This window comes from Streptomyces sp. Y1, from assembly GCF_041053115.1.
GTDB lineage: Bacteria > Actinomycetota > Actinomycetes > Streptomycetales > Streptomycetaceae > Kitasatospora > Kitasatospora rubellomurina.
In genome coordinates, this window is the sequence record NZ_CP163445.1 from 8,513,300 (window position 1) to 8,538,563 (window position 25,264).

Sequence of the window (25,264 nt, forward strand, 5' to 3'; positions counted from 1 at the left end):
ATCCTCTTTCTTCCCTCTAAATTCAAACTTTTTTCTCTTCTTTTTACTTACCAACAAACACAAACAAACTCACACAAAAAAAAAAAAAAAAATCCCCCCCCCCCCCCCCCACTAACCCCTCAATACCCCCACCCCCCTCCCCCCTCACTATACCCTCCCTCACTCACCCTTCCTTTTCTTTTCATACCGCTACTAGATAGAACTTTATCAATCTTCCCTAATACCCCCCTCCTATATATTTAAACACACCAAAACAACACCAAACAAAAACCAAACAACAAACACCCCCCCCCCCATGTCCCATCCATCTCTCCTAATATAGAAGAGAGAGATCACCCTCACTCACACCTTACACTAGTTTAAATAACCTATACACCACTTAATATTTTCCTCCATAATACCCCCTATTCCCCTCACATAATTCTACCTCAACCTAATTACTCATCACCCTACCACAAAACTAAAACCCACCTAACCTCCCACCCAACACAAACCAACCCAAACAACACAATCCAAAACCACAAAACCACCCCCCCCACACCCCAAACAAATTCCCCCTCCTCCCCTCCCCCCCCCAGCATAGAGAGAGATAACTCCTCTCATATCCCTTCCTCTCCCCTTTTTATTTCCCCCATTCCTCTTTAATTCCCTCCACCCCCCCTCTCCACTCTACCCTCCCCTCCCCCCCTCTCACCCCAAACTCCATCCCAACATTCCTTCCCCTATCCCTAACCCATTCCATATTCCACCCCCTCCCCCCCCACTCATCCTTACTACCCTCATCACCCGCTCCGCTCTTAACGCTTCTCTCTCATCCATCTTTCATATTTCGCGCTTTTCTATTCTACTCCCATATATACTAAAAAAAAAAAAAAAAACCTCCCTTATCCCTCACCCTATAATAACTCCTACACAGCCTCATTGGGGTGCGTCCAGGTTCGCCCAGTGGCCGCGTGAGAACGCCTCGACGTACTTGTGGTTGATGAAGTCGTAGCGCAGCAGTGAGTACGCCGCCCAGCCGATCACCCGCTCGGGGTAGGACCAGTGGTTGGGAGTCTTGGCGTCGTCGCGGGTGGCTGAGAGGAAGACCTTGCGGTCGGCCGGGTAGTCGGGGTTGCCCGGGTTGTTGGTCCAGCCCAGGCCGTAGGCACCTGACGCGTCGGAGCCCTGTTCGTGGTAGCCGGTGTTGTAGGCCCACAGGGCGAACCACCAGTTCTCCAGGTACTTCGGGTCGCCGTCGTTCGCGACGAGCCCGCGAGCCCGGGTCTGGTTCCACTTGTCCTGCAGGATCTGCAGCCCGGCCGCGGCGTTGGCCGCGTAGTCGACCGCGATCGCCAACTGCTGCTGCTGCGTGTAGCTCCTGTCCGGGACCCGCATCCCGTCGGTGACCTGCATCATGCCGTAGCCGCAGTCGGCCTGCGAGAAGTCGACCACGGAGTTGTCCCCGTGGTTGCCGTAGAAGCCGCCCTGTTCGAAGTTGCCGCTCTCGCCGTCCACAGCGTGCTGGGAGGCCTGCCACATGTTGGATTCCTGCGCGGCGATTCCGAGCATGATCTGCGCCGGGACGCGGCCGCCGCCGGACAGGTCGTGGGAGGGGAAGAGCCCCTGCGGGGTGTAGGCAGCCAGTGGGGAGCCGTTCCAGCCGGCGGGGCGGGGGACGGTCAGTTGGCCCTGGACGGCCAGGTCGATCGCCCACTCCGCCATCTGCGGGCTTGGCTGCAGGCTCATGACCTTCGGATCGTTGCGGGGGACGGCACAGGCCCGGTCCACGTCGATGGTGGTGCCCGCCGGGTCGGGGCCGGCGGCCGGTGCAGCTCCCCGCACCTCGGCGGGCGCCGGGCGGGCGGGGCTCGCCGCCGCCCCGTCCCCTGGCCGCTGCGCGGCCGGCAGGACGACGAACGCCGGGTTCGCACCGGTGGCGGGGACGACGGCCGAGATCCTCACCGGCCTCGTACCGCCGCTGACTTCCCCGAGCGCCATCCGGCCGGCCGCCTCGTCCTTGTTACTCGCGCTGGTCACGACGAGGGCGTTGTCCGTCGACACCTCCGCCTCGGAGGGGGCGTCGACGGTGTGCCAGCCGGCGGGGCGGACCCCGGCGGGCAGCAGAGCGGATGCCTTCGGTCCGACCACGGTGATGCCGGGCCGGGATGCGCGGAGCCTGATCTCACCGGCACCGGCGGTGGCGAGCACCTGGTCCTGCCCCTGAGCGAGCCGATGGACCTCGGTCCTGCCCGACGCGGTCACTTCGAAGGCGAGCTCGCCCCCGGGCCCCGTGGCCAGCCGGGCGGGTGTGCCATGCGTATCCGTCAGCCGGGCCACGGAGCCGTCGTGATCCACCGAGACCACGCTGGTGCCCGATGCCGCCGCGATCCTCCCCTGCCGGGCCACCGCCGAGGTGACCTGGCCGGGAACGCCCACGCGTCGGACGACCGCACCGGTCGTGGTGTCGACCAGCATCAGCGTGGTCACCGCACGCCCCCGGTCGTCACCCAGCCGGGAGAGCACGGCTTGGTCGCCGTCACCACACCCCGGGTTGTGGTAGGCCATTGACACCGTGTCGGGCAGTTTGGTCACCGCACCGCTGCCGAGGTCCACCACCGCGGCCAGACCGCCCTGGTGGAACGACTGCTCATGGTTGGCCGCCTGGCGCGGACCATACACCACGACGGCCTTGGTTCCGGAGCTGTTCACGCAGTACTGGCCGATCCACTGATCGGTGTCCACACCTGGCTCCGACAGTGTGGCGGCGGTACGCCAGCTGTATCCGGACGCCGAATCGGCGACGAGTAGATGCAGACCGGTCGAGTCGCCGTCCGAGGCGAGCGCGCGGTCGGCCGCCGTTCTCCAGCCGTGCGGCAGGACACTGTCGCGCTGCCCGGGGGCGACAGTGGCGCCGTCCACCGATGGCCGGTCGGACCGAACCGCCGGTGGAGCATCCGGCACAATCGGGGCGGGCGGCGCTTGGGCACCAGCCCGGCCGAGCATCGACCCCACAGTGGTAAGGGTCACCAGTACGAGTGTGGCAACCCTTCGTCGTTTCGTTTGACGCATGTGGTACCCGTTCCTCCCGCTTGTGAAGAGTGTCGGGGTCGAGACGGACAGACGCTGCGCCCTGGTCGCGGTGCGCCGCCTCGCGCCGCACTGTCAGATCGACAGCCCTGCGCGAACCGCGTGGGACCAACGACGCGCACGCGCTGGAGCGCCCCTGCTTTCCGCCGCGGCCGCCGCACTCGACGCGCGGACGGCGCTCACCCGCCGGGCGCCCGTCGACGCTTCCCCGAGGTGGGCGACGTGACCGATCCGCTGCCAGCGCACCGGTTGGCGCCGCCGGCGGCCGCCCGGTCGGCCTGTCCCCATCCTCGGGCGGCGGACATCGCGCGCGTTGAACATTCTTGCTCGCTTCCGCAGCGATGCCCCGGGCTCATGCAGCAAGGCCCACATGGCGCTCCTGGCAGATCCGGGGATCAGGTCAGTGGGCGTCCCAGATCCGTGGGGGAGTGCAGATCTGGTAGCCGAGGCAGCCGGAGCAACCAAGCCGATCACTCACCGCAACCGACTGCAGAAGTCGGACCAGAACCCAGAAATGACGTCACCCGACTACGACCAGGCCAACGTCAAACGGAGCGGACCGCACCTGGTACTACACAGCAGCCCTCTACCTGAAGGATCCCGACAACCCCGCCATCCCGGTCGTCGACACCGACGAGATGCAGCCGCTGGCGGAGCGACCCGGCTGGCGGCACGTCACCGGCCTGGCCGCCGCCGGCGGCATCGGCGCGGTCGTCACGGTCACCCGGCCGATGATCGGGCCCACCGCGCGCGACCGGGTACGCGCGAGCGACGCGCTGGCCGAGCACGGCGTCGCCCCGGTCACCACCGGCAGCGCCGCCCGAACCGCTCACGGACGGGACGGCGCGCGGTGAGCGCCGGCTGGCCAGGGGAGCGGCCCGGCGCGGTCTACCGCCTGGTTGCCTGCGCGACCGATCCCGACCCCGCCGAGCGCACGGCCTGTATCCCGCCGGCGCGAAGGGCGATCCGGCTCGCCGCCGCGCGCTGGGGCGTGGGGGATGGCGTGCTGGACGACCTGGCTGCCGTCGCCGGCGAACTGCTCGCCAACGCCACCCAGCACGCGGGCCCCGCGCGGCGAAGTGTCGTCGACTTTCCGTTGAGATCCTGTTGATCTCCACGCGGAATGCTCTGTCCGTGAGCCCGGGACAGAAACGGGCCGACGATGAGAGAGGAGCACTCCGCCATGGCGCGCTACGGCATCCTCTAGGCACGGGATCCCTTGACGAGGGACAGGTTGCCAGGTGCCCCCGACCGGTCCGGTCGGGGGCACCTGGCGTTCCCGGGCCAGGCGGGTTCATTCGTCCTCGGCAGCCCGGGGCCTGCCGGCCCGGGCCGCTGCGGCGGGCGCGGCGGCACCGGCCAGGGCGAACACCCCGGCCAGGACGATCCAGCCCGCCCGGCCCGCGTCGACCGTGGCAAGGGTCACCACCGAGGGCCCGAGAGTCAGCGCGGCGGTGAGCGCGGTCTCGGACAGCCCCAGGTACTGGCCCCGCACCCGGGCGGGTGCCAGCGTCATAGTCAGCTCGTTCTCCGCCGGCATGACGCACAGTTCGGCCGCGACCCCGGCCACCACCCCCGCCGCGAGCAGCACCACGGCGCCGGCCACCGAGCGTCCCGAGGCCAGCATCACCAGCAGCAGGAACAGCCCGTTGAGAGCCCCGCCCACGGCCATCGCCCGCCCCGCCTTCCTCGGGGTGTCGATCAGCCGCCCCGCCCGGGTGAGCAGCAGGCCCACGGTGAGGACGTTCGTGATGCCGAAGGCGCCGATCAGCCAGGTGGGGGCCTGGGTGTGCTGGGAGATCCAGAGCGGGAGGGCGACGGTGGTGACGCATTCGGCCATGGCCATGGTCGCGTAGAGCCCGCAGATCGCCATGTACGGCAGGTCGGAGAAGACCAGCCAGCGTGAGGGAGCCGTTCCGGCCGCAGTGGCGGGCGAGGCGTCGCGGGCGGCCGGGCCGGGTACGGCCTCGGCGGGGACCGCGAGGATCAGCAGTCCCTGCCCGGCGGTGCACAGGCAGGCGGCGGCGATGGCGGCGCGGTAGACGGTCGGGGAGTCGTAGGCGATGACCAGGCTGCTGGCGCCCATCCCCGCGAGCATCGCGAGGTTGGCGCGGGCGGACACCTTGGCGCGGAACTCGGCGGCCCGCTCGCCGCCGATCCCAGCCACGGTGACCTGGCGCATCGTCCGGGCGAGCATCTGGAACCCGGCCGAGACGGTCAGGACCACGACCAACAGGGCGAAGGAGCGGACCACCGTCAGCAGGCTCTCCGCGGCCGCCAGGAGCAGGTAGCTGACGCCGGCGCCGATGCGCGCGGGGATCCGGGTGTCGGCGAGGCGCCCGATCGGCACGCCGAGGAGCGCCGCCGCCAGGCCCGCCAGAGTCAGCGTCAGGCCGATCCTGGTGGCGGACAGGTGCAGGAAGCCGCTGTAGTACAGGACGGTGATGGTGCTCAGCAGGCCGTATCCGGCGTTGCCTACCATCGAGGAGGCGAGGACACGCCGTTCGGCGGAGCGGTCACCGGCTGCCGAGGCGCGGGCAGGGGCCGGTCCCGGTCCTGCCAGGATGCGGGTTGTCGAGGGTTGCGGGGTCGGTGCGGTGAGGTCGGTCGAGGTCATGACGGCAGACTGCCTGGCCGGTGTTTATTCCTGATCAATGTCTGTTCAATACCATCACCGCCACGTGGGTGGGGGGTTAGTCCGCCGGCTTGCTCTGGGGGCGACTGCGCTACGTGCCCGGAATTTCCGCCCACGTACAATGCGACGACATTTTTGCCGTACGGGGGCCGGACTGTGCTGAGAATCCAACTGCTGGGTGACGTGCGCGCCTGGGCCGGCGAGCGGGAGCTGGTGCTCGGCGGGCCGCAGCCGCAGGCCGTGCTGGCCATGCTGGCCCTGCGTTCCCCGCAGTCCGTCCTGGTCGAGGAGCTCGCCGCGGGCGTCTGCGGGGAGGACGCCCCGGTACAGGCCGTTCGTATGATGCGCACCTACATCGGCCGGCTGCGCAAGGAACTCGACCCCTGCCGCGGCAGCCGAGCGGACTCCTCCGTACTGAGCAGCGTCACCGGCGGCTACCGGCTGGACCTCTCCTCCGCTGCTCTCGATGCGGCCGAGTTCGAGGAATTGGCGGGCTCCGCACGGAATCTCGCCCCGGAGGCGGCGCGCGAGACGCTCGGCCGTGCCCTCGCGCTCTGGCGCGGAGAGCCGCTCGCCGGACTTCCCGGCCCCTACGCGACAGCCCAGCGCCGGCGGCTCGAGGAGGCCCGCACCGACGCGGCCGAGCAGGCCGTTGCCTGCGACCTCGCACTCGGCGAACCCGCCCGGGCCGCCGCGAGCCTCACCGCCCTGGTCGCGGACCACCCCCTGCGCGAACGCCTCCACGAACTCCTGATGCTGGCCCTCTACCGGTGCGGCCGCCCCACCGACGCCCTCCACGCCTACACCGACCTCCGGCAGACCCTGATCGAGGAACTCGGCGTCGAACCCGGACCACGCCTCCAGCACCTCCACCAGCAGATCCTGCGCTCCGACCCCGACCTCCAGCCCGGCCCGCTCGAGCAGAGACCGGCACCGACCGCCGCTCCCGTCCCGGCGCAGCTTCCCGCCCCGGCCCAGCTTCCCGCCCCGCCCCCGGACTTCACCGGCCGCTCCCGCGAACGCGCCACCGTGATCGCCGCCCTCCGCAGCACCGGACGCGGCACCCCGGTCGTGGTGATCTCCGGTATGGGCGGTGCGGGCAAGACCGCCCTGGCCCTGGCCGCCGCGCACCACCTCGTCCCCGATCTCCCGGACGGGCACCTCTACGCCGACCTGCGCGGCGCCGGCGACACCCCCGCCGACCCCTCCGACGTCCTCGCCGCCTTCCTGCTCGCCCTGGGCCACCCGCCCGACACCATCCCCACCGCCCTGGACGAACGCGCCGCCGCCTACCGCTCCCTGCTCGCCGGCCGGCACCTGGTCATCCTGCTGGACAACGCGGCCGACAGCGCCCAGGTGCGCCCGCTGCTCCCGGGCAGCGGCCGCACTGCGGTCGTCGTCACCTCCCGGCGCCCGCTCGGCGGCCTGCCCGCCACCGAACGGGTCGAGGTCCAGCCGCTTCCGGCCGAGGACGCGGCGGCGTTCGTCGCCCGGGTGATCGGGCCCGACCGGGCCGAGCGGGAGAGCGCCGACGTGGCCGGGCTGGCCGCGGCCTGCGCCTACCACCCCCTCTCCCTACGGATCGCCGCCGCGCGCCTGGCCGCCCGCCCGCGCTGGCGGGTGGCGGACCTCGTCGGCCGGCTCACCGGCCCCGAGGGTCCGGTGATGGGCGAGCTCGTCGTGGACGACCTACGGATCACCACCTGCTTCGAGCTCGGCCGCACCCAGCTGACACCGGCTCAGGAGCGGGCCTTCCGGCTGCTCGCCGTGCTCGACGCCCCGCGCGTGAGCGTCCGCCTGGCCGCCGCGGCCCTCGACACCACCACCGCCCAAGCGGAGGACCTCTGCGAGCAGCTCGTCGATGCCGCCATGCTCGAAGCCCCGGCTCCTGGGGCGTACCGCTTCCACGACCTGGTCCGAGCCTACGCCCGGGCTCTTCCCTCCACCGGCCGGGCCGAGGAGGGGACGGCTGCCCTGCGCCGTGCCACGATCGAGTTGAGCCTGCTGTTCGCCGCCGCCCACCGAGCCGTGCTTCCGAACGACATCGTCGACCGGCTGGTCGACCCGGCGCAGGCGGGCGGCCCGGCGCACCTGCTGCGCGCCGAGTTCCCTGACCGGGCCGCAGCCGTGACCTGGACCTTGGCGGAGTTCGAGAACGCCGCCGCGATCACCGCCCAGAGTAGGACCGCCCTCGACCCGGCCGTCTTCCGCGCCGCCTGCATGACCCTCCTGATGCTCACCGACTTCACGGTCTACGGCATCAGCAACGACCGTATGCGCCACCTCGCAGACCGCCTGCTCACCAGCCCGGCCGCCCAGCGAGCCGACCACGACGAACTCGCCGTCCTCCATCTCACCGCCGGTATGGCGGCGGTGGACATGGTGGAACTCGACTTGGCGACGCCGTACCTCGACCGGGCGATCGCCCTGTCTGATGACAACTCCCCGATCGTCTCCCGTGCCCTGGAACGGCGTGCACAGACTCATCGCTACCGCCGCGAATTCACCGACGCCGAACACCTCGCCGACCGCAGCCTCGAGGTCGCCCGGCGCCTCGGCTGCGTCCAGGACACTGTCTGGGCCCTTGTCGGCCGGGGCCGGTCCCGAGCGGCCCTGGGCCGAACCGCAGAAGGCATCGCCGACCTCACCGAGGCCATCAGCATCTCCGAGACCATCCGGGATCTGCCGCTGGAGGGCACCGCCCGCCATGAGCTCGGCCGGGCCCTGCTGGATTCAGGTCGGCCCGAGGCCGCCATCCCTCACTTCGAACGCGGCATCAGGATCCTACGCTCGAGCGGCCTGGTCCAGAGCGAGATCATCTCCCTCAACCACTCCGCCCGCGCCCATCTGGCCACCGGGAACCCCACCCAGGCCATCGCCTGCGCCACCCAGGCGTTCGCCCTCGTCCAGTCGCTGAGCCCACAGTCCTTCGCCCACGCCCGCTACCACGACATCCTCGGCCGCGCCCTGCTCGCCCTTGGCGAACCCGAGCAGGCAACCCCCCATCTCCGGCACGCCATCGCGGTCTACCGCACCTCCGGTGTCCCCGACGCCGACATCCTTACCGACCTGCTCCCCCACCTCGGCAACGACCAATCGAAGGCACCCATCGCCGCGTTGGCATTCCATTGACCTCCCATCGACCGCCGCCGACGAGCGCGAGCGCCGCGCCGCCGGGAAGGGGCTGGACCAGCCAGGTCTCCCGGTCGAACAGGTCCGCATGGCCGCCCGGGCGGCCGCCTCGCCGGGCCGCGGCCTGGCCTGGGCACACATGACCGACAACCAGCTGGGTGAGTTCCTGCGGGCCCGCCGTGCGGCCGTGCAGCCGCACGAGGTCGGGACGCCGAGCCATGGCGCGCGCAGGGTCGCCGGCTGCGCCGCGAAGAGGTCGCCGTACCGGCGGAGGTGAACGCGGGCTACTGCACCCGGCTGGAACAGGGCCGCGAACGCCACCCGCCCGCGCAGGTCGTGGATGCGCTCGGCCGCGCTATCGCTGGACACCGACGCCGCCTCCAACTCATCTCGCAGCACTGCCGGTTCGTCCGGAGCCACACCTATGGCGAATGGCCGAACCGCCGACCTGCCCAGGCCCCGCGCAACACGTGACAAGGCACTCCTAGCCGTTGCGCGGGGCCTCCGGCAGGTGGAAGCCGACCTCGGCGCCGCCGGAGGGGGCTGCGGTGGCGAACACGGAGCCGTGGTCGGCGGCGACCAGGTCGTGGACGATGGCCAGGCCCAGCCCCGAGCCCGGGGTGGACTGGGTGCCGACCGCGCGGTAGAAGCGCTCGAAGACGGCCCGCCGGTCGGCGGGGGCGATGCCGGGCCCGTGGTCGCGCACGGCCAGCCGGGCGCCGGTGACGCGGATCTCCACCGGGGTGCCGTCCGGGCTGAACTTGACGGCGTTGCCGACCAGGTTGTCCACGCAGCGCTGCAGTGCGCGAGGGCGGGCCAGCACCGGCACCGGGCCTTCGGCGGTGACGGTGATCTCGCGGCCGGTGCGGCGGCGGAAGCGGCGGGCGCTGTCCCCGGCGACGGTCGGCAGGTCGACCGGCTCCGGATCCTCCGCGGTCCACTGGTCGGTGGCCAACTCGACCAGCTCGCCGACGAGTTCGTCCAGCGCGACGGTCTCGGTGACCAGGGTGGCGAGGATCTGCTCCTCGTCCTCGGGGGCGAGCCGGCCGCGGGCCCGCTGGAGGAGCTCGGCGCAGCCGCGCACTGAGGTGAGCGGGGTGCGCAGCTCGTGGCTGGCGTCCTGTACCAGGCGCTGCTGCTGTTCCCGGGAGCGGCGCAGCGCGCCGACCATCGACTCGAAGGCGCGGGTGAGGCGGCCGACTTCGTCCCGCCCTGCGGCGGGCAGCGGGGTGGCCAGGTCGCGGGTGGTGGTGATGTGCTCGGCGGTGTGGGCCAGCCGCCGAACCGGGCGCAGGATGCGGCCCAGCACGAGCCAGCTGAGCAGCGCGGAGCCGGCGGCCGCGGCGGCGCTGGTCCAGGTGATGCGGCGCAGGAAGGCGTCGTCGACGGCCTCCGCCCCGGCGTAGGTCTGGCCGACCATCACCGCGCCGCGCCCGTCGGGGCGGGCCCTGGTGAGCACGCCGTACGGGGTGCCGGCGAGCTCGGTGTCCTCCTGGTGGGCGCCCCGCCCGGCGCGGGCCACCTCCCGGGCCCGCTCGGAGACCGGCAGCGCCGCCGCGCCCGGGGTGAGCGGGCGGGCGGTGCCGTCGGGGTCCAGCAGCTGTTCGACGGTGTCGGGCCGGGCGGTGGGGGCGCGGCCGAGGTCCAGGGCGGTGAGCACGGTGTCGGCCCGGTCCGCCAGGCTCCGGTCGAGCTGCTCGGCGACCAGGGTGCTGACGCCACGGTAGGCGGCGACGACCGGCACGGCGATCGCCAGCAGGACGGAGGCGAGGACGACCAGGCCGATCCTGGCGCGCAGCATCAGGAAGTCCTCGCGGTGTAGCCGACGTTGCGCACGGTGTGGATCAACCGGGGTGCGCCGTGCTCCTCGGTCTTGCGGCGCAGGTAGCCGACGTAGACGTCGAGCGAGCGCGAGTCGGTGTCGAAGTCGTAGCCCCAGATCCGTTCGTAGATCTGGTGGCGGGTCAGCACGGTGCCCTGGTTGCGCAGCAGCAGTTCCAGCAGGTCGAACTCGGTCTTGGTGAGGTCGAGCGGGCGCCCGCCGCGGTGCGCCCGGCGGGCGGCCGGGTCGAGGGCGAGGTCGTCCAGGCCGAGGTCGGCGCTCTCGGTGCCGATCGGCTCGGTGCGGCGCAGCAGGGCTCGTATCCGGGCCAGGAGTTCCTCGGTGGCGAACGGCTTGGCGAGGTAGTCGTCGGCGCCCGCGTCCAGCCCGGCGACCCGGTCGCCGAGCTGGTGGCGGGCGGTGAGGACGAGGACGGGCAGCCGGTCGCCGCGCCGGCGCAGCATCCGGCAGAGCGCGAGGCCGTCGAGCCGGGGCATGACCACGTCCACCACCGCGAGGTCGGGGCGCCGGTGCTCCAGGAGTTCCAGGGCCTCCTGGCCGTCGGCTGTGGTGAGCACCCGGTAGCCCTCGAAGCGGAGCAGGTGTTCAAGGGTGCTGCGGACACCGGGGTCGTCCTCGACGACCAGGACGGTGCGCCGGGCGGCGGTGGGATCTGTCATGGTGTCATTTTCGCTGGTGGCGGGCGTGGTCATGCCGGGCGGGGGCGGCTCGTCAGTGGGGTCAGTGGGTTCAGCGCGGGACGGGGACAACACGGACCGGCGGGACCTGCACCAGGCAGGAGGTGTCGCCGACCTGGCCGGTGCGGATGAAGTGGCCGGAGATCGCCACGGCGCAGCCGGTGGACTCCATCTCCGGGAGGTGTCCGCTGTTGGGCACCGAGACGAACGAGCTGTGCCTGAACTGGGCCGCCGACTGGCGGGAGTTGGCCTCGGGGGTGTTGGTGTCGAGGTCCCCGGAGAGCACCAGGACGGGCACGTCGGGCAGGTGCCTCAGCTCGGTCGGCTGCGGGCGGGCGGTGCCCCGGCGCGGCCAGTCCAGGCAGTTGTCCCCGCCGTCGGTCTGGCCCTCGGCCCAGCCCTTGGCGCTGAAGGCCCCGAAGTCGGCCGGGTCGGTGGCCGCCAGGGCGGCGCGGTACTGGCGGCGGCGCTCGGCCGGCGGGGCGTCCGGGTCCCAGGCGCGGACGTAGTCGTTGCAGGTGACGGCCAGGAACGAGGCCTGGTCCTCGGTGCCGGTGCCCTCGACCTCGCCACGCACCAGCTCGGCCAGCGCTCGCTCGTCGCCCGCGGCGAGGGCGTGCAGGGCGGCGGGCAGGGCGCCGAGCAGCCCCGGCTCCCCGGGGTACAGGCCGATGCCGCGGGTGGCGGGCTCGTACATCAGGTTGGCGAGCTTGTCCTCGGTGAACAGCACGGTGCGCCGCTGGCCGCCGACCGTGGCGGTGACCTTCAGCGGTCGGGCGCGCAGCCGCTCGGTGACGGCGGCGAGGTCGTGCACGACGGTGTCCGGCGCGCAGGACCCGCTGCGCTCGCAGATCCGGCGCAGCGTCAGCGAGACCTGCTGGGCGCCGGGCCGGGCCAGGCTGTCGAAGGCGACGGGGTAGGCGCCGGACAGCACCATCTTCTCGACCCGCTCGGGGTGGCGGTCGGCGTAGACCGGCATCAGGTAGGTGCCGTACGACAGGCCGTAGAGGACCAGCTTGGGGGCGCCGAGGCGCTCGCGGGCGGCGTCGAGGTCGTCTGCGGTGGCGGCGCTGGTGTAGGCGCGGGCGCGCGGACCGAGCTCCTCGGCGCAGCCGGCGACGAGTTCGCGCTGCTCGGCCCGCGGGGCCCAGCGGTACTCGGCCTCGGTGACGTCGCAGGGCAGCCGGCCGGAGCGGCCGGTGCCGCGCGGGTCCAGAAGCAGCAGGTCGTAGTCGTCCAGCACCCCCTGGAGCGCTGTGGCCACCTGCCCGGCGCGGTCGATCAGGGTCTCGCCGGGGCCGCCGGGGTTGAGTGCGACGGTGCCCAGGGCCGGGCCGGGGCGGCTGTGGCGCACCACCGCGTGGCTGACGCCGATGGTGCCCAGGCCGGGCTGGTCGGCGACCAGCGGGCGGCGCATCGTGCTGCAGTCGACCTGGTGCCCGGGGACGGTCGGGCACCAGGCGGGCTTGCCCTCGGCGCCGGCGGGCGTGGCCTGGGCGGGGGCGAGGGCGGTGAGCGGGAGCACCGTGGCGAGGACGGCCAGCGCGGCGGCGGCCAGGGCGCCGCCGCGGGACCGGCTCGGTGCGGGGTCGGTGGTCGGGTCGGTGGTCGCGTCGGTGTGGGTGTTCGTGGCCATCGTTCGTGCCCTCCTGGCGTCCTGCGGTCGTTGTGGGGATGACCTTGCCGGGGGTCCGTCAGGCGTTCGGCAGAGCGATGACAAAGGCGTGTAAGAACATTCCCGGGCGGTGGCGCCCGCGTGTGGCAGCGGATGTCGGGGGTGATGTCGGGGGTGATGTCGGGGCGCTTGTCGCAGACGCGCGGTACGTTCCCGGCATGGCAGCCCGAATCCACCTGACCCTGGACTGCGCGGACGCGACGCTCCTGGCCGCCTCCTGGAGGACGGCCCTGGGGTACGTGGACGAGCCGCCGCCCGCCCCGTTCCGGACGCGCGAGGAGTGGCTCGCGCAGTTCGACCTGCCGGAGGACGACTCGGCGTACGGCGGCGCCTGGCTCTGCGACCCGGCGGGGGCCGGGCCCCGGCTGTCCATCCTCGAGGTCCCCGAGCCGAAGAGCGCGAAGAACCGGCTGCACATGGACATCCGGGTGCCAGGTCACGGCAGTCCGGCCGATCGCTGGGCGCGGATCACGGCGGAGGCCGCGCGGCTGGTGGCGGCGGGCGGGCGGGTGCTGGCGGAGTTCGACGGACACCACGCGGTGATGGCCGACCCGGAGGGCAACGAGTTCTGCGTGGCCGCCGGCCCGCCGACGGCCTGATCGGGGGACACCGCGGGCCGGGCTGATCATCGGCCCGGCCCGCGGGAGTCGGGGCAGCGGCTCAGGCCTTGATGGTGAGCCAGGCGCCGAGGCCGTTGCAGCCGCGGGCGTCGTAGCTGGTGCTGCGGTAGCCCGCCGGGATCGGCGAGTACGGGCAGGTCCAGATGCCGTTGCGGACCTGCTCGTGGAACCAGGCGCCGACGCCGCTGCAGCCCTGCGGGTTGTAGTTGGTCAGCACGTAGCCGGAGACGATCGGCGAGCCGGAGCAGGTCCACAGCCGGTTCTGGGCGGGCTGCTGGAACCACGCGCCGTGGTTGTTGCAGCCGCCCGCGTCGTACATGGTGATGACGTAGCCGCTCGGGACGGGCGCCCCGGAGCAGCTCCAGCCGCCGGTGGCGGAGGCGGTACCGGCCGCGGCGGTGCCGGTGAGGGCGGCCGCGACCACGGCGACCGTGGCGGCCGCCCGTCCCATGCGGGTGGCCAGTTGGCGGAGGATCCTGGTCATGGCGTCACCGGTCCGATCGGTCGTTCCCGCGCCGCTGTCGGGGCGGCACGGGAAGGGGGGAACTGCGGGGATGCGCCGCACCCTAGCGGCGGTGATCAGTTCCCTGATAGATCAGGATCTCAGAATCTTCACAACTGACCGAAAACGATCCATCAGGTCGCTGTGTGCACGGGCTGTGTGTGACTGCGATCGATAGTTTGCGAGCGACGGTCCGGGCGTCGGTCGAGTCCCTGTGACCCAGCGCGCCAACTGTCGGGTCAGCACCGGATCTGTCGTCCACCTACAGCCCCGCCGAAGCGCGACGTCTCCCTCGGCCTCTAGGCTTCCCAGGTGCGCTACCTAGTGCCGCATCAGGCAACGTTCGCCTTCTTCACGACCTCGCGTAGGCGCTCGTCCTGGGCGTGCTTGTTCCGCCAGATGATGTAGCGGCGGATCATGCTGCCCTGTTCCTTGTGGCTGGCGTGATCGGTGCCGTCAAGGGTGAAGTAGCGCAGGGCGGTGAACTGGGCCTCGATCCGGTTCAGCCAGGAGGAGTTCGTCGGGGTGTAGGCGATCTCAACATTGTTCGCCTCGGCCCAGGCCGCGACCCGGCGGCACCGCTTCGTGGTCAGGTGCGGAGAGTAGTTGTCACACACGATCGCGATGCGCTTCCCTATGGGGTGCAGGGAGCGCAGGTAGCGGCAGAACTCCAGGAACGTGGAGCGGTTCTTGGTCTTCTTGATGTGGCCGTAGAGCTGGTCCTTGCCCAGGTCGTAGGCGGCGAACAGATGCCGGACGCCGTGCGGGCGGGTGTAGGTGGCCCGGCGGCGTGGCCGTGGCTCCCGTTCGGGGGCCTTGCCCTTGCCGCCACGCTCGGCCCACTGGCGTCCGGGGTGGGGCTGGAGGTTGAGCGGGCCGAACTCATCCATGCAGAAGACGACTTCGGGCTCGCCCTGCTCGGGGATGACCTCGCCGTCTGCGATCGCGTAGAGATGCTCGACGCGGGCCTTCTTCGCCTCGTAGTCAGGGTCGTTCGAGGACTTCCAGGTCTTCACGCGTTGAAAAGAGACGCCCTCCTCGCGGAGCAGGACCCGAAGGCCCTCGTGGCTGATGTCGTCGACCACCCCCTCGGCGACCAGGAAGTCGGCCAGTTTGACCAGGCTCCAGGTCGAGAACGGCAGGCCGTGCTCGGCCGGCTTGGACTTGGCGATCTTCTTGATCTCGCGACGCTCGGGCAGTGTGAAGGTCCTGGGACGCCCGCCCTTGTACTTCGGGTAGAGCGAGTCGAAGCCGTCGGCGTTGAAGTTGTGCAGGACGTCGCGGACCCGGTCCGGGCTGGTGAACGTCACCGTCGCGATCTTGTCGACGGGCATGCCCTGCGCGGACAACAGCACCATCTGGGCGCGCCGCCAGGTCACCACCGACCCGGTGCCCCTGCGGATGATCCGCAGCAGCCGTCTGCCCTCGTCGTCATCGATCTCCCGGACCCGTACGCGTTCTGCCACCAGCACAGCTTGACGGAACCCGCGCCACTCAGGCGACAAACCGGACGTTGGGTCGCCAACTACCTGGTGCGGGAAGGGTTTCGTTGCGTCGGTCTAAGGCTGATCGAATGTCCAGGTGAGCACCACCTGTCCCGCTTCCGGGACGCCGCCGGCGCGGCGGTACGTTGCCAGTGCCGCCGCGTTGTCCTTGTCGGTGATCGTCCACACGCCGTAGCAGCCCCGTTCGCGCGACAGGTCCGCAAGCGCCGACACCAGAGCCCGGCCGACGCCACGCCCGCGGAACGACTCGTCCACGCCCAGCTCGTACAGGAACATCTCGGTTCCCTTGTCCGGATGTGTCATCTCGACACCAGTGACCATCCCCGCCGGGACGTCGTCCACGTAGGCGATCAGGAGGTGATGGCACTCGTCCGTCAGGAACCGTTCAGTCGCCTCCTGCCCTGGGACGGTGTCGAAGAGGTGCCCGGCTGCGTTGACGGCCTCGACCTGAGTGACGCGACGGATCTCCATTCGAGGATCCTGACATGTTCCGGCACCGAGGGTCGGTCGTTTCGCCACTGGAGCGATCCCGACGCAGAGCCCAGCTCCGCGCCCATTTCCACGGCCTTCGGAGCCCCACTGTCCCCGGCCTCTGTCGGCTGGTCAGCAGGGCGAACGTTGCCTGACACGGCACTAGTCGAGTCCTTCGCTGTCGGTGCCCTGACCCGCGGTCGATCGGTCGAACAGTTCCTCGGCCCCGCCGGTGATGCCCATGCTCCCGGCGTCCGCTGGGTCGAGGTTGTTCCGACCTGCTCCCAGTTCAAGGTCGTTCTCCACACGTCAGCGGACATCGGGAGCGAGAACTTCTACGACCTCGTCGAGTTCCCACCGCTGGACCCCGAGAGCGAGAACGACGAGTTCGGCCTGGAGATCGCCACGGCAACGGCAGCACACGATGCCCTCGCCCTTGCGGAGCACCGGACTCGAACCGCAACCGTCACCCCGCCTGACCTGCAACGATGCCGTGAGCTGCGAGAACCATCCCGAACCTTCCCGCTTCACCCCGCATTATGCCGCATCTTCCCGCCGATCTGTTCCCGTGGGAACACGCTCGGGAACACGGCGCGAGGAACGGAGACCCCTCTGCCGTCGACCTGCGCCGAAGCGGTGCGCCCCTCCACCCGGGCGCTCACCCCACCCAGAGACGCGACGGCTTCCGACCGGCCTGGCAGAACATGGCTGGGAACCGCCCATGCCGATTGGCAGCTGACGCCCGCTAGACAACCTCGGCTGCCGCTGACGGTTCGGGAGCGCCGAGGTCGACCAGCGGGGCGCCAGTGACCACCTGGACGACCTGGTGGCGAGCGTAGTCGGCGATCGCCAGGGCCAGCTTCGGCTCGGCATGCCCGGGCGCCATGCGGCTGGCCGCGGCGAAGTGGCGCAGGAGCATGGGGGTGACCCGTCCTCGCTCCTGGAGGAGGCGCAGGTTGTCCGAGCCGTACGCGTTCGCCAGTCGCGCGGCCGCCTCCGGGCCGGGTTTCTCGATCAGGGTGGACATCGTGCGGACCGCACCGGAACCGGAGCACACTACGACGCCATGACACCCGGCTCCCGCAACGTCGAACGGCGCCGTCAGCACCGCCGGGAGATCGGGATCGGTGACGGCCAGGAGATCGGCGAGCGCGGTGTGGGTGGGGTCGACGTTGTCCGCGAAGGCGAACGCCAGGTGCTCGACACGCAGGTGATCGGCGCCGTTGAGCACGGACGTGATGTCGGCGTACCGGCCGTGCTGGCCGATGAAGTCGACGTTGAGGCCGGCGGCTGGTCGTCGTCGCGCGGCTTGTCCGGCGGCCTGCTGGTAGTGGTGGTGGGCGTCGGGCGACAACGCGTGGCAGGGCCAGGCGTAGAACTTGGCGTAGTACGGGTGGTGGACGACGACGGCGCGCTTGGCGCCGCCGGTCGCCACCTCTTCGAGAACGTGGAGCAGGCCGGGCTGTCCCTCAACCGGGCGAAATTCCTTGGGCAGCATCTGCGACCATCCGGCCACGCGAGTGCCCAGGCCACCGGCGGCGATGACCACAGGGATGGCGGAGTTCTTCAACGGACCTTTCTCCTAACGGTGTTGGTGCGCGGTACGGTGCGCGGATGCATACACGTGTGACGGGCATTGCCGTGCAAGACGGGCAAATGCTGCTGCTGAACCAGGACACCGAGGGCGACCGGACCTGGTCCCTGCCCGGGGGGAAGGTCGAGGACGGCGAGACCCTGGCGGAGGCCCTACGCCGGGAGATGCGGGAGGAGACAGGGCTGGAGGTCGAGGTCGGCCCCTTGCTGTATGTCTGCGACGTGACGTCAGCCTCCGTCGTCCACATCACCTTCCAGCTCGACGTGGTCGGCGGCCGGATCGGCGAGGTCGCCGAGGGAGCAGACACTCAGCCGATCCGAGGCGTGGAGTGGGTGAAGCTCGACGATCTCCCCGGTCACGGCTTCTCCGAGACGTTCGTCGAGCTAGCCCGGGCCGGGTGGCCGGGCGCCGGCACGTACAAGGGGCCGAAGTCGAACATCGGGCTATGAGGTCGGCCGGGTGAGCGCGTCGACCAGCATGCGGTCGAGCTCACCCGGCGTCCGGCCAGGCTCCTCCAAGGCGCCGACCCAGCCCGTGATGCGCTGCGCGATCTCCCAGGCGCCGAGCTCGCCGCCGGCCTGGTCCTGCGGGTCGCGCACCAGGCGCACCCCGACACCGCGCGACGCCCCGAGCAGGAACCGGGCTCGGCGTTCGTTGACCGTCCGCGCGTCACCCGGGGTGTTCCAAGCCGCGCCCACCAGGTGCCGGAGCAGCGGCGTGTCGCTGGCGGTGGTGGGCCCGTCGCTGCACCAGATCTGGACGTTGCCCAACAGGTGGTGGATCTGCCCAGCGCCTCGGTCGGGCTCCGACACCGGCGTGGTGTCGCCGAAGGCGTAACCGCAGTTGTAGGCAGGCTGAGCGGACGCGAACGCGGCCAGGGCCTCGGCGCGGGTAGGGAGGCGCGCGCTGCTCCAGGCGGCAGCAGCGCTGGCGCCGAGCCAGGTGACCCAGTAGGCGGGGTGTCGCTCGAAGCCGGGACTGACCCTCCACTTGCGGCGCTGGTCCTGGTGGAGTCGGCCGCCTCGCTCGTGTGGCATCGGGTTGATCAGCAGGTGGGTGCCGTGCTGGGTGTTCTCCAGGCCGGCTTCCTGCAGCCTGTTCAGGAGGTCGGCCATCTCCTGGTTCGAGAGCAGCAGGTTCCGCCACGTCACCGGGCTGAGAGCGGTGGCCGGGCTGTAGCTGACGGCCGGCAGCCTGGGGGCCGCTGCCTGCTCTGGCCCTGCCGGGAGCGGCCGGCGTCCGCCCGGCTCCCTCACCTGGTAGTCGTCGTCCCCGTCCAGCCAGTGGGCGGCCGCCCTCACCGTGGCGGCGTCGAGGAAGGCCGTGGCGCGGGAGAGGGTTGTGGCGACCTGGTGGCGCACCAGCGCGGCGCTGCTGGCGGGCAGTTCCGCCACCAGTTCACTCTTGGAGCTGCTGGTGTCGAAGTCCCCGCTGCTCGTGGACTTCACCGTGCCCGCGCGATCGTCCAGGCGGACGCCAAGGAAGTCGACCAGGTGGGCGTGGACGTCCTCGGGGGCGGTCACGTGCCGCTCGTACGACAGGTGTGCGATGGGCCGGCCACATCCAGTGAGATCGGACCGCAGCGCCACGGCGAGCAGCAGGGCGTTGACGGCGATCATCCGCGCCAGTGCTACCGGCGGCTGCGGGCCGTCCAGGGGAAGCAACGGTGTCCAGTCCCGCCACTGCGCGGTCCGGGCGGTCCTGGCCAGGCTGAGGTAGCGGTCGGCGTAGTTCCATCGCTTCCACAGGCCGCCGCGCTCGAAGCTTGAGGCGATGCCGAGCGGCGCCCGGGTGAGGACCAGGATCGGCGAGTGCGGCAGCAGGCCGGTGACGGCCTTCGCGGCGAAGAACAGGTTCGTCTCCTTGACCGCGTGCCGGCTGGGCCCGTGGAGGTCGTGAAGCACGCAGGCCAGGTGGTGCCGGTTGAGGGCGGTCAGCTCGACATTCGGCCTCGGGTTGACCGCCGACAGCGGGTGGGCGGCGCCGAACTGCTGGCGGAACGGCTCGTTGTGCTGCTGCATCACGGGCCGCAGCACATCGGAGGCCCAGTTCGACCCGACGCGTTCGAAGGCGCCGAGAAGCAGCAGCGGCGGCATGCCGCCGCGCAGGGCCGACCGTGCGATGCGGTCCAGCGGCGAGTCCGTCGACGCTTCGTCGTCCGTACGCCGCTTCCCGGGCAGGGTCCTCAGCCCGTCTTCCATGTCGATCTCCTCGTGCTCTTGGGACAGAGCCGGCACCGCGCCGGCCGCAAGAGCAGCGGCTCCGGTGGGAGTTGCCGGCGCCGCTGCCGGTGCTGCGTCCTGCACGTCGAGATCTGGGCCAGCCGTCAGGCCGCGGTTGGCTGCCGATCTGCGAGGAGCAGGGCGAGCGGGCCGCCCTGGAGAAGGAAGCGGCCGTCGTGCACTGCGGTGATGGCGTCGTCCATGGGCCACCACATGAGCTTGAAGTTGTCTTCTCCCGGGGCGAGTTCCTGCGGCCCGAGGACCAGGTCCCGGGCCTCGAAGAGGTGGAGCCGCGCCGTGGAGCCCGGCACGATCGCGTAGGAGCCGAGCGGGCGCCAGGTGTCAGCGGTGATCCCGGCCTCTTCGCGCAGCTCGCGCCGCGCGCACTCTTCCGGGCTCTCGTCGCCTTCCTGGCGCCCTCCGGGAAGGAACAGGTAGTCGCCGCCGTGCAGTTCGAAGCGCGCGGTCAGCACCGCGACCAGGCCGCTGGAGTCGCGGGCCACGATCACGGCCGCGTCCCGGGTGGGCAGCTGCTGCGTGTTGGTCATGCACGGAGGTTAAGGCGGGGTCAGACCACCGTGCAGGCGAACGGCACGTTCGTCACCGTGGGGTGGATGATCCCGCGCCCGTGGTAGCCGTCCTCTCCGAAGGCGTCGCCGTGGTCGGCGCACATGATGACCAGCCACCTCCCGTCCCTGGTCAGGCCATCGACCAGGTGCCCCAGGTGCTCGTCGGCGTACGCCAGCGCGGCGGCCTGCGACTGCCAGGAGTCGGAGCTGTCGCCGAGGTAGTGCCCGTGGGGAACGTGCGTCGCCGAGACGTTGACGAACAGGAACAGCGGCCGGTCCGCCCGGGCGCCGGCGACGTCGAGAGCGTGCTCGACCTGGAAGCGGGTCGAGTCCGGCTCGGGCGAGCAGAACTCCGGCCGCCAGAAGTCCTCGTCGAACATATCCGGCAGGACGGAGCCGAGCGGCGTCTCCCGGGAGAAGTACGTCACCCCGCCGATGCACACCGTGCGGTAGCCGTACTGCCCGAGCCCGACGAGGAGGTTCGGGGCGTCGAAGACGAACGTGCGCGGGTCGACCACCTTGAACGCCGGAGGACGGCACTCCCACAGCCGAGGGGGCTGCTGCGGCTGCGGGAGCTTCGGCAGGAACCCGGAGAAGAACGCCATGTGCGCGGGCAGGGTGAACGTGCCGGGCGTACGGCGATCCTCCCACTGTCCGCCCGGCACGAGGCCGGCAAGGCGGGGCGTCTGTCCGGCGTGCATCGTCGCCCTGGCGACGTCGTAGCGCAGCGAGTCCAGGGTCACGAAGAGGATGTTCGTCCCGGACGTGATGAGGCTGGCGGCGTCGATCATGGTCATCCCTCCGCAGTGGCGTAGTGCTTGGCGAGGTCGGGCCGGTGGACGACCCGGCCTCGGGAGTGATCGTTGACGGGAATCGGCACCTTGTCCCGGGCGATGAGGTCGCAGATCCGCTCCAGGCCGGCGCCTTCGGTGATCGGCGCCCCGTCTGCGGCGAACAGGCGGATCGTCACCTCGTCGCCGGCGGTGCTGATCCGGACGCCGGGCACTTGGAGGGTGCGGATCGCGTAGGCCAGCAGTTCCTCGTCGCCTTCGCCGACGACGGACACCGTTGCGGCGAAGTGGCGGCAGTTGATCGCGCCGCGGTTGAACAGGCCGCAGTACTGCTTGGCCAGCTCGCTGCCGTCGTGGACCAGGGCGACGCCGTGCGCGCCGGTGGTGAGCACGAGGCATGACCCGACCCACCAGGCGACGGCCGGGTGGATGTCGGTCGGGTGCAGGCCCGCGATCCGGTCCTCGGTGAAGACCTTGGAGAGGTCAACGGGATTGAGCACGGCGGTCCTCCAGCAGGGTGTGGATCTCGTCGGCCAGTTCCTCGGGGGTGCGCCCGTCCGTGCCGATCGACACGCCCGTGACGTCGGTGGCCGCGAACAGCCGGTACAGCTCCTGGACGTGCGGCAGCAGGGCGGGTCGGCGGGCCAGGAACCTGTCCGTCGCGGCCCGGGTCGGCCGGGTCTCCATCCGGTGCCAGATCTCCTTCTCGGAGGTCTCCAGGTAGACCGTCAGGTCGGGACGCGGCAGGTACCCCAGGTACGGGCGGAACGTCCCGGCGGCAACATCCAGGTCGAGCTGGTTCACGGCCGCGTGGTTGACGATGACCGAGCCGATCCACCGGTCCGCGATGAGATTCCCGCTGACCAGCGCGCGACGGGCGGTGTCGGCCGCGTCGAGGGCGCCGGCCAGGTGGAAGGCGAACTGGGTGAGCGCGCCGCCGTGGTCGTTGACGTACCCGATGAGCGTGCTGAGGGGCCGCGGGATGACGTGCAGGGTCTCCGCGCCGAGCCGGTCGGCCAGGAGGCGGGTCAGGGTGGACTTGCCGGAGCCGCTGATCCCCTCCAGGACGAGGAACGTGCCGTTCTGGCCGGTGACCGGCGGCTGGTAGCAGGAGTGCAGTTCGAAGCTCACAGCGTTCCCTCCGTGAACGAGGCGACGTGGCCAGCGACCGCGGTAGCGATCGCGACCGGGGCGTCGGCGGCGGCCAGCATGGTGGTGAGGTCGAGGCGCAGGTTGTCGCGGAGCAGGCACGGCTGGAGGCCGCCAGCGTGGTCCAGGCGCAGCGCCCAGAACCCTTCGACGCACTGGGGTCGCAGCGGGCAGCTCCCGCACTGGCCGACGTGGTGGCGGCCGAGCTCTCGGTGGATGACCTCGACCTCCAGGCCGTCGACGGTGAAGACCCGCCGCCCCTGGCCGACGCCAGCGATCTCGACGCGCTCCTCGCGGGTGAGCGTTCGTAGGTGGGCCACCAGGCCGTCTGCGGAGACCGCCGCGCTCTGGCCGGAGGCGTTGAAGTCGGTGTCGACCAGCTCGATAAACTGGATCGGCAGCCGGCGCTCCAGCGCGTACTCGAGGATCGTGTGGATCTCGTGCTCGTTCTGCTTCTGAAGCAGGGTGTTCAGCTCAACCCGCTCGAACGCTTCCCGGGCCGCGTCGATCCCGCCGAGGACGGTCGAGACCGGCAGCCGGGTCTTGGCGATCTCCCGGAACGACTCGTCGCTGAAGTAGTGCAGCGACACCTTGATCTTGTTCAGGACGGTGTCCCGCAGCCACTGCGTGGACCGGGAGAGCAGGATGCCGTTGGTGATCAGCGAGAAGCTGACGTCCGGCGCGGCGAACTGCCGCATGCCCTCCAGGACGGGCCTGGCCAGCTTCGACGCCAGGGTCTCGCCCCCGGTGAAGTACACGCGGGTGAGGCCCTGGGCGATCAGCGCGCCGATGATCGTCACGTAGTGCTCGGCGCAGAGGGCCCGCTGGCGCGGCTGCCGGGTGCGGTCCTCGCGCGCGGCGCCGGGCGGAACGTCTCCCTCGTTGTGGCAGAACCAGCAGGCGACGTTGCACTCCGGGCCGAGGGAGACCCGGAGCTGGCCGCGCAGCGCGGCGAAGTTCCGCAGCGCCGTCAGGCTGACGGCCGGGGAGGGACAGGGCGAGAGGGTGATGAGGGTCACGACACACTCCTGTTCTGAGGACGGAGAGGTGCCTTGCTACGGGTTGGGCAGATCCGGGACGGTGGCCGCCGGCGCGTCCGGCATGGCGTCGACATGGCGCTGGACGGCGAGGCCCAGCAGGGCGAGCACGGGCAGGTGCAGGGAAGCCCAGGAGATGGCCAGAAAGGTGTGGAGCCGCTCTCGGTCCGGCGGAGCGGCGTGCCGCGCGGCGTCGCCGGATGACGGAGAGGTGCTGAACGTCGGCATGGCTGGAGCCTTCGCAGCTCGGGACGGGGTAGCTGTCCCAGTGAACTGCCGTCGCGCTGCCGAGATCCGTAGTCGGGCTACGGGCCGTAACCCGACTACGGGTCAGATGCCCTGTACGCCTGCGCGGATGGCGAACTCCCTCACACCGGGCAGCTGACGGTCGTAGCTCAGCAGGCCCACGGCGAGGTCCCGGACCGCACCCCGGCGAGTCTCCTGCGGGGCGGCTTCCTCGGCCGCCAGCAGCGCCCGGTAGCAGTTCTCGTGCTTGCCCCACTGGTCGAACGAGCGGGCCACGTCGGTCCAGAAACGGGCCTGACGCTCGGCGGTCGGCAGGGCGGACGGGTCGATCGTCCGGGCCAGCTCGATCGCCCGCCCCGCATCGCCGAGCTCGTAGTGCACGCTCAGCTCGTGCAGGGCAACGCCCTGGATACCGTCCACCAGGCCGGAGGCGCGGCCCGCCGCAGCAGCGCTGTCGGCGGCCTCCTTGATAAGGGCGTGCGCGTAGGACCGGTCGCCGCTCTTGGCCGCGGTGTACGCGGCCGTGGCGTACAAGTCCCCGCGCGTGGCCAGGCGGGCGGCCTCCGCCACCGTCTTGTCGGCGAGCAGGTCCTCGGCGGCGACGACCACGATGTCGGTCGCCCGGGCCAGGCTCCCCTGGCGGCGCCAGGAGCTGGAGACCATCCGCTGCGCCTCCGCGGTGACCAGCGGGTCACCACTCAGGCGCGCCGAGGTCAGCGCCCGGTCCGACGTGATCGACACAAGGTTGTTCGTGCCGATCTTGATGCACAGTCTGGCGGCGATGTTGTACAGCTGGGCGACGTGCCGGGCGCGCTCCTCCGCCTTACCGACCATGCCCGCCGCCGCGATACGGCCGGGCAGCGCCTCGGCCAGGACGTCGTACCGAGCCGCTTTGAACTCCTGGCGCGAGGACACCAGGCCCGTGGCAACCGACTTCGAGGTCGGCTCACTGCGAGGCGCCGGGATTCGGTCCGGCCCGTACAGCAGCAGATCCTCCAGCCCGCCGAGTGGGGTCACAGTCTCGGCCTGCGCGGCCTGCTGCCCAGCGGCCGGGACGGACAGGGCGGCAACCGCCAGGGCAAGGAACGGCCTGCGACGCACCGGATCGTCCTCCTCGGCACCGGAAGTGGGGCTCAGCGTAGCCGAGCTGACACGCCGTCGCGGTGATCTCGGCCGCTTCGAGGCGGGCTGCGACAACGCCAGTAGCTCGTCGATCGCGACTCCCAGCACCGTGGCCATCCGTCGTAAGAGCTGCAAGTCCTGGACCTGCTGAAGGTCCCGCTCGACCAGCGACACCCACACCTCGCTGCGGTCGAGCTCAGCCCCCAGCCTGCTCTGAGTCCACCCCCGTTCCGAGCGACGCAGGGAAACGTACCTGCCGAATGTGGTGCTGCTGCTAGTCACCGTTGCCCCCGGTGCACGTAGTCAACCCGCTACGGTCCGCTACCGTAGCGGCGGGTGGGGGCTCCGGGTAGGGCCCCTTCTGGCTTGCCTGCCGCCGTACGCCCCACCCCCAGCCCGGGGGTG

General features: G+C 70.9%; 22 protein-coding genes and 1 pseudogene. 6 read left to right on the forward strand and 17 right to left on the reverse strand.

Annotation, left to right across the window (positions count from 1 at the left end; all coding sequences use genetic code 11):
• Positions 1-918 precede the first annotated feature (918 nt).
• Entirely contained in the window at positions 919-2,724 is a 1,806-nt protein-coding gene (locus tag AB2U05_RS37280) for a transglycosylase SLT domain-containing protein (protein ID WP_369185806.1), read from the reverse strand.
• A gap of 983 nt (positions 2,725-3,707) precedes the next feature.
• Between AB2U05_RS37280 and AB2U05_RS37285 the strand changes: the two genes are divergently transcribed.
• Both AB2U05_RS37285 and AB2U05_RS37290 read left to right on the forward strand, forming a co-directional pair.
• Entirely contained in the window at positions 3,708-3,923 is a 216-nt protein-coding gene (locus tag AB2U05_RS37285; protein ID WP_045710640.1) for a hypothetical protein, read from the forward strand.
• Positions 3,920-4,180, forward strand: a complete 261-nt coding sequence (locus AB2U05_RS37290; RefSeq protein ID WP_369185807.1) for a hypothetical protein — start codon at positions 3,920-3,922, stop codon at positions 4,178-4,180. Before AB2U05_RS37285 ends, AB2U05_RS37290 begins: the two co-directional genes overlap by 4 nt.
• A gap of 183 nt (positions 4,181-4,363) precedes the next feature.
• Here AB2U05_RS37290 and AB2U05_RS37295 read toward each other — a convergent pair whose 3' ends face one another.
• Positions 4,364-5,551, reverse strand: a complete 1,188-nt coding sequence (locus AB2U05_RS37295; RefSeq protein ID WP_369185808.1) for an MFS transporter — start codon at positions 5,549-5,551, stop codon at positions 4,364-4,366.
• Positions 5,552-5,860: 309 nt separating this feature from the next.
• Between AB2U05_RS37295 and AB2U05_RS37300 the strand changes: the two genes are divergently transcribed.
• Positions 5,861-8,836: a BTAD domain-containing putative transcriptional regulator gene (locus AB2U05_RS37300; RefSeq protein WP_369185809.1), complete on the forward strand. Its 2,976-nt coding sequence runs from the start codon at positions 5,861-5,863 to the stop codon at positions 8,834-8,836.
• Positions 8,837-8,975: 139 nt separating this feature from the next.
• Positions 8,976-9,196: pseudogene (locus AB2U05_RS37305) on the forward strand (helix-turn-helix domain-containing protein); the annotation flags it as partial.
• Positions 9,197-9,320: 124 nt separating this feature from the next.
• Here the strand turns inward: AB2U05_RS37305 and AB2U05_RS37310 are convergent.
• From AB2U05_RS37310 to AB2U05_RS37320, 3 genes are all read right to left on the reverse strand, one after another.
• A complete protein-coding gene (locus AB2U05_RS37310) occupies positions 9,321-10,637 on the reverse strand; it encodes an ATP-binding protein (RefSeq protein WP_369185810.1) in 1,317 nt (438 codons plus the stop codon).
• The gene (locus tag AB2U05_RS37315; RefSeq protein ID WP_045700176.1) at positions 10,637-11,338 is read right to left on the reverse strand and encodes a response regulator transcription factor; all 702 of its coding nucleotides are present in this window, start codon (positions 11,336-11,338) and stop codon (positions 10,637-10,639) included. The genes AB2U05_RS37310 and AB2U05_RS37315 overlap by 1 nt, the downstream gene beginning before the upstream one ends.
• A gap of 70 nt (positions 11,339-11,408) precedes the next feature.
• Positions 11,409-12,992 carry an alpha/beta fold hydrolase gene (locus tag AB2U05_RS37320; RefSeq protein WP_369185811.1) on the reverse strand — a complete coding sequence of 528 codons (1,584 nt, stop codon included), beginning with the start codon at positions 12,990-12,992 and terminating at the stop codon, positions 11,409-11,411.
• A 197-nt stretch (positions 12,993-13,189) separates the two neighbouring features.
• Between AB2U05_RS37320 and AB2U05_RS37325 the strand changes: the two genes are divergently transcribed.
• On the forward strand, positions 13,190-13,630 hold the full coding sequence (locus AB2U05_RS37325) for a VOC family protein (RefSeq protein WP_369185812.1): 441 nt from the start codon (positions 13,190-13,192) through the stop codon (positions 13,628-13,630).
• Between the two features lie 61 nt (positions 13,631-13,691).
• On the opposite strand, the gene AB2U05_RS37330 is transcribed toward AB2U05_RS37325, so the two are convergent.
• From AB2U05_RS37330 to AB2U05_RS37345, 4 genes are all read right to left on the reverse strand, one after another.
• A complete protein-coding gene (locus tag AB2U05_RS37330) occupies positions 13,692-14,135 on the reverse strand; it encodes a hypothetical protein (RefSeq protein ID WP_045700178.1) in 444 nt (147 codons plus the stop codon).
• Positions 14,136-14,485: 350 nt separating this feature from the next.
• A complete protein-coding gene (locus AB2U05_RS37335) occupies positions 14,486-15,619 on the reverse strand; it encodes an IS630 family transposase (protein WP_369185813.1) in 1,134 nt (377 codons plus the stop codon).
• Between the two features lie 93 nt (positions 15,620-15,712).
• The gene (locus tag AB2U05_RS37340) at positions 15,713-16,129 is read right to left on the reverse strand and encodes a GNAT family N-acetyltransferase (protein WP_369185814.1); all 417 of its coding nucleotides are present in this window, start codon (positions 16,127-16,129) and stop codon (positions 15,713-15,715) included.
• A 745-nt stretch (positions 16,130-16,874) separates the two neighbouring features.
• Positions 16,875-17,699: a hypothetical protein gene (locus tag AB2U05_RS37345; protein WP_369185815.1), complete on the reverse strand. Its 825-nt coding sequence runs from the start codon at positions 17,697-17,699 to the stop codon at positions 16,875-16,877.
• 44 nt (positions 17,700-17,743) lie between these two features.
• On the opposite strand from AB2U05_RS37345, the gene AB2U05_RS37350 reads away from it, so the two are divergent.
• Positions 17,744-18,172: an NUDIX domain-containing protein gene (locus AB2U05_RS37350; protein WP_369185816.1), complete on the forward strand. Its 429-nt coding sequence runs from the start codon at positions 17,744-17,746 to the stop codon at positions 18,170-18,172.
• Here the strand turns inward: AB2U05_RS37350 and AB2U05_RS37355 are convergent.
• The 8 genes from AB2U05_RS37355 to AB2U05_RS37390 all read right to left on the reverse strand — a co-directional run bounded on the left by AB2U05_RS37355 (position 18,167) and on the right by AB2U05_RS37390 (position 25,141).
• Positions 18,167-19,924, reverse strand: a complete 1,758-nt coding sequence (locus AB2U05_RS37355) for a hypothetical protein (RefSeq protein WP_369185817.1) — start codon at positions 19,922-19,924, stop codon at positions 18,167-18,169. The genes AB2U05_RS37350 and AB2U05_RS37355 overlap by 6 nt on opposite strands.
• A 125-nt stretch (positions 19,925-20,049) precedes the next feature.
• Entirely contained in the window at positions 20,050-20,493 is a 444-nt protein-coding gene (locus AB2U05_RS37360; protein WP_369185818.1) for an NUDIX hydrolase, read from the reverse strand.
• 20 nt (positions 20,494-20,513) lie between these two features.
• Complete coding sequence (locus AB2U05_RS37365) at positions 20,514-21,311, reverse strand: STM4013/SEN3800 family hydrolase (protein ID WP_369185819.1); 798 nt, start codon at positions 21,309-21,311, stop codon at positions 20,514-20,516.
• A complete protein-coding gene (locus tag AB2U05_RS37370; RefSeq protein WP_369185820.1) occupies positions 21,308-21,805 on the reverse strand; it encodes a hypothetical protein in 498 nt (165 codons plus the stop codon). The genes AB2U05_RS37365 and AB2U05_RS37370 overlap by 4 nt, the downstream gene beginning before the upstream one ends.
• On the reverse strand, positions 21,789-22,436 hold the full coding sequence (locus AB2U05_RS37375; protein ID WP_369185821.1) for a dTMP kinase: 648 nt from the start codon (positions 22,434-22,436) through the stop codon (positions 21,789-21,791). The genes AB2U05_RS37370 and AB2U05_RS37375 overlap by 17 nt, the downstream gene beginning before the upstream one ends.
• On the reverse strand, positions 22,433-23,473 hold the full coding sequence (locus tag AB2U05_RS37380; RefSeq protein WP_369185822.1) for a radical SAM protein: 1,041 nt from the start codon (positions 23,471-23,473) through the stop codon (positions 22,433-22,435). The genes AB2U05_RS37375 and AB2U05_RS37380 overlap by 4 nt, the downstream gene beginning before the upstream one ends.
• A 36-nt stretch (positions 23,474-23,509) precedes the next feature.
• The gene (locus AB2U05_RS37385; protein ID WP_369185823.1) at positions 23,510-23,719 is read right to left on the reverse strand and encodes a hypothetical protein; all 210 of its coding nucleotides are present in this window, start codon (positions 23,717-23,719) and stop codon (positions 23,510-23,512) included.
• 102 nt (positions 23,720-23,821) lie between these two features.
• The gene (locus tag AB2U05_RS37390; RefSeq protein ID WP_369185824.1) at positions 23,822-25,141 is read right to left on the reverse strand and encodes a helix-turn-helix domain-containing protein; all 1,320 of its coding nucleotides are present in this window, start codon (positions 25,139-25,141) and stop codon (positions 23,822-23,824) included.
• Positions 25,142-25,264 lie beyond the last annotated feature (123 nt).

Coding starts and splice junctions, on each gene's coding strand:
- AB2U05_RS37365 (WP_369185819.1), bottom strand. CDS start 21,311: ATGACCATGATCGACGCCGCCAGCCTCATCACGTCCGGGACGAACATC.
- AB2U05_RS37360 (WP_369185818.1), bottom strand. CDS start 20,493: ATGACCAACACGCAGCAGCTGCCCACCCGGGACGCGGCCGTGATCGTG.
- AB2U05_RS37330 (WP_045700178.1), bottom strand. CDS start 14,135: ATGACCAGGATCCTCCGCCAACTGGCCACCCGCATGGGACGGGCGGCC.
- AB2U05_RS37320 (WP_369185811.1), bottom strand. CDS start 12,992: ATGGCCACGAACACCCACACCGACGCGACCACCGACCCGACCACCGAC.
- AB2U05_RS37325 (WP_369185812.1), top strand. CDS start 13,190: ATGGCAGCCCGAATCCACCTGACCCTGGACTGCGCGGACGCGACGCTC.
- AB2U05_RS37355 (WP_369185817.1), bottom strand. CDS start 19,924: ATGGAAGACGGGCTGAGGACCCTGCCCGGGAAGCGGCGTACGGACGAC.
- AB2U05_RS37340 (WP_369185814.1), bottom strand. CDS start 16,129: ATGGAGATCCGTCGCGTCACTCAGGTCGAGGCCGTCAACGCAGCCGGG.
- AB2U05_RS37310 (WP_369185810.1), bottom strand. CDS start 10,637: ATGCTGCGCGCCAGGATCGGCCTGGTCGTCCTCGCCTCCGTCCTGCTG.
- AB2U05_RS37385 (WP_369185823.1), bottom strand. CDS start 23,719: ATGCCGACGTTCAGCACCTCTCCGTCATCCGGCGACGCCGCGCGGCAC.
- AB2U05_RS37285 (WP_045710640.1), top strand. CDS start 3,708: ATGCAGCCGCTGGCGGAGCGACCCGGCTGGCGGCACGTCACCGGCCTG.
- AB2U05_RS37315 (WP_045700176.1), bottom strand. CDS start 11,338: ATGACAGATCCCACCGCCGCCCGGCGCACCGTCCTGGTCGTCGAGGAC.
- AB2U05_RS37350 (WP_369185816.1), top strand. CDS start 17,744: ATGCATACACGTGTGACGGGCATTGCCGTGCAAGACGGGCAAATGCTG.
- AB2U05_RS37295 (WP_369185808.1), bottom strand. CDS start 5,551: ATGGTAGGCAACGCCGGATACGGCCTGCTGAGCACCATCACCGTCCTG.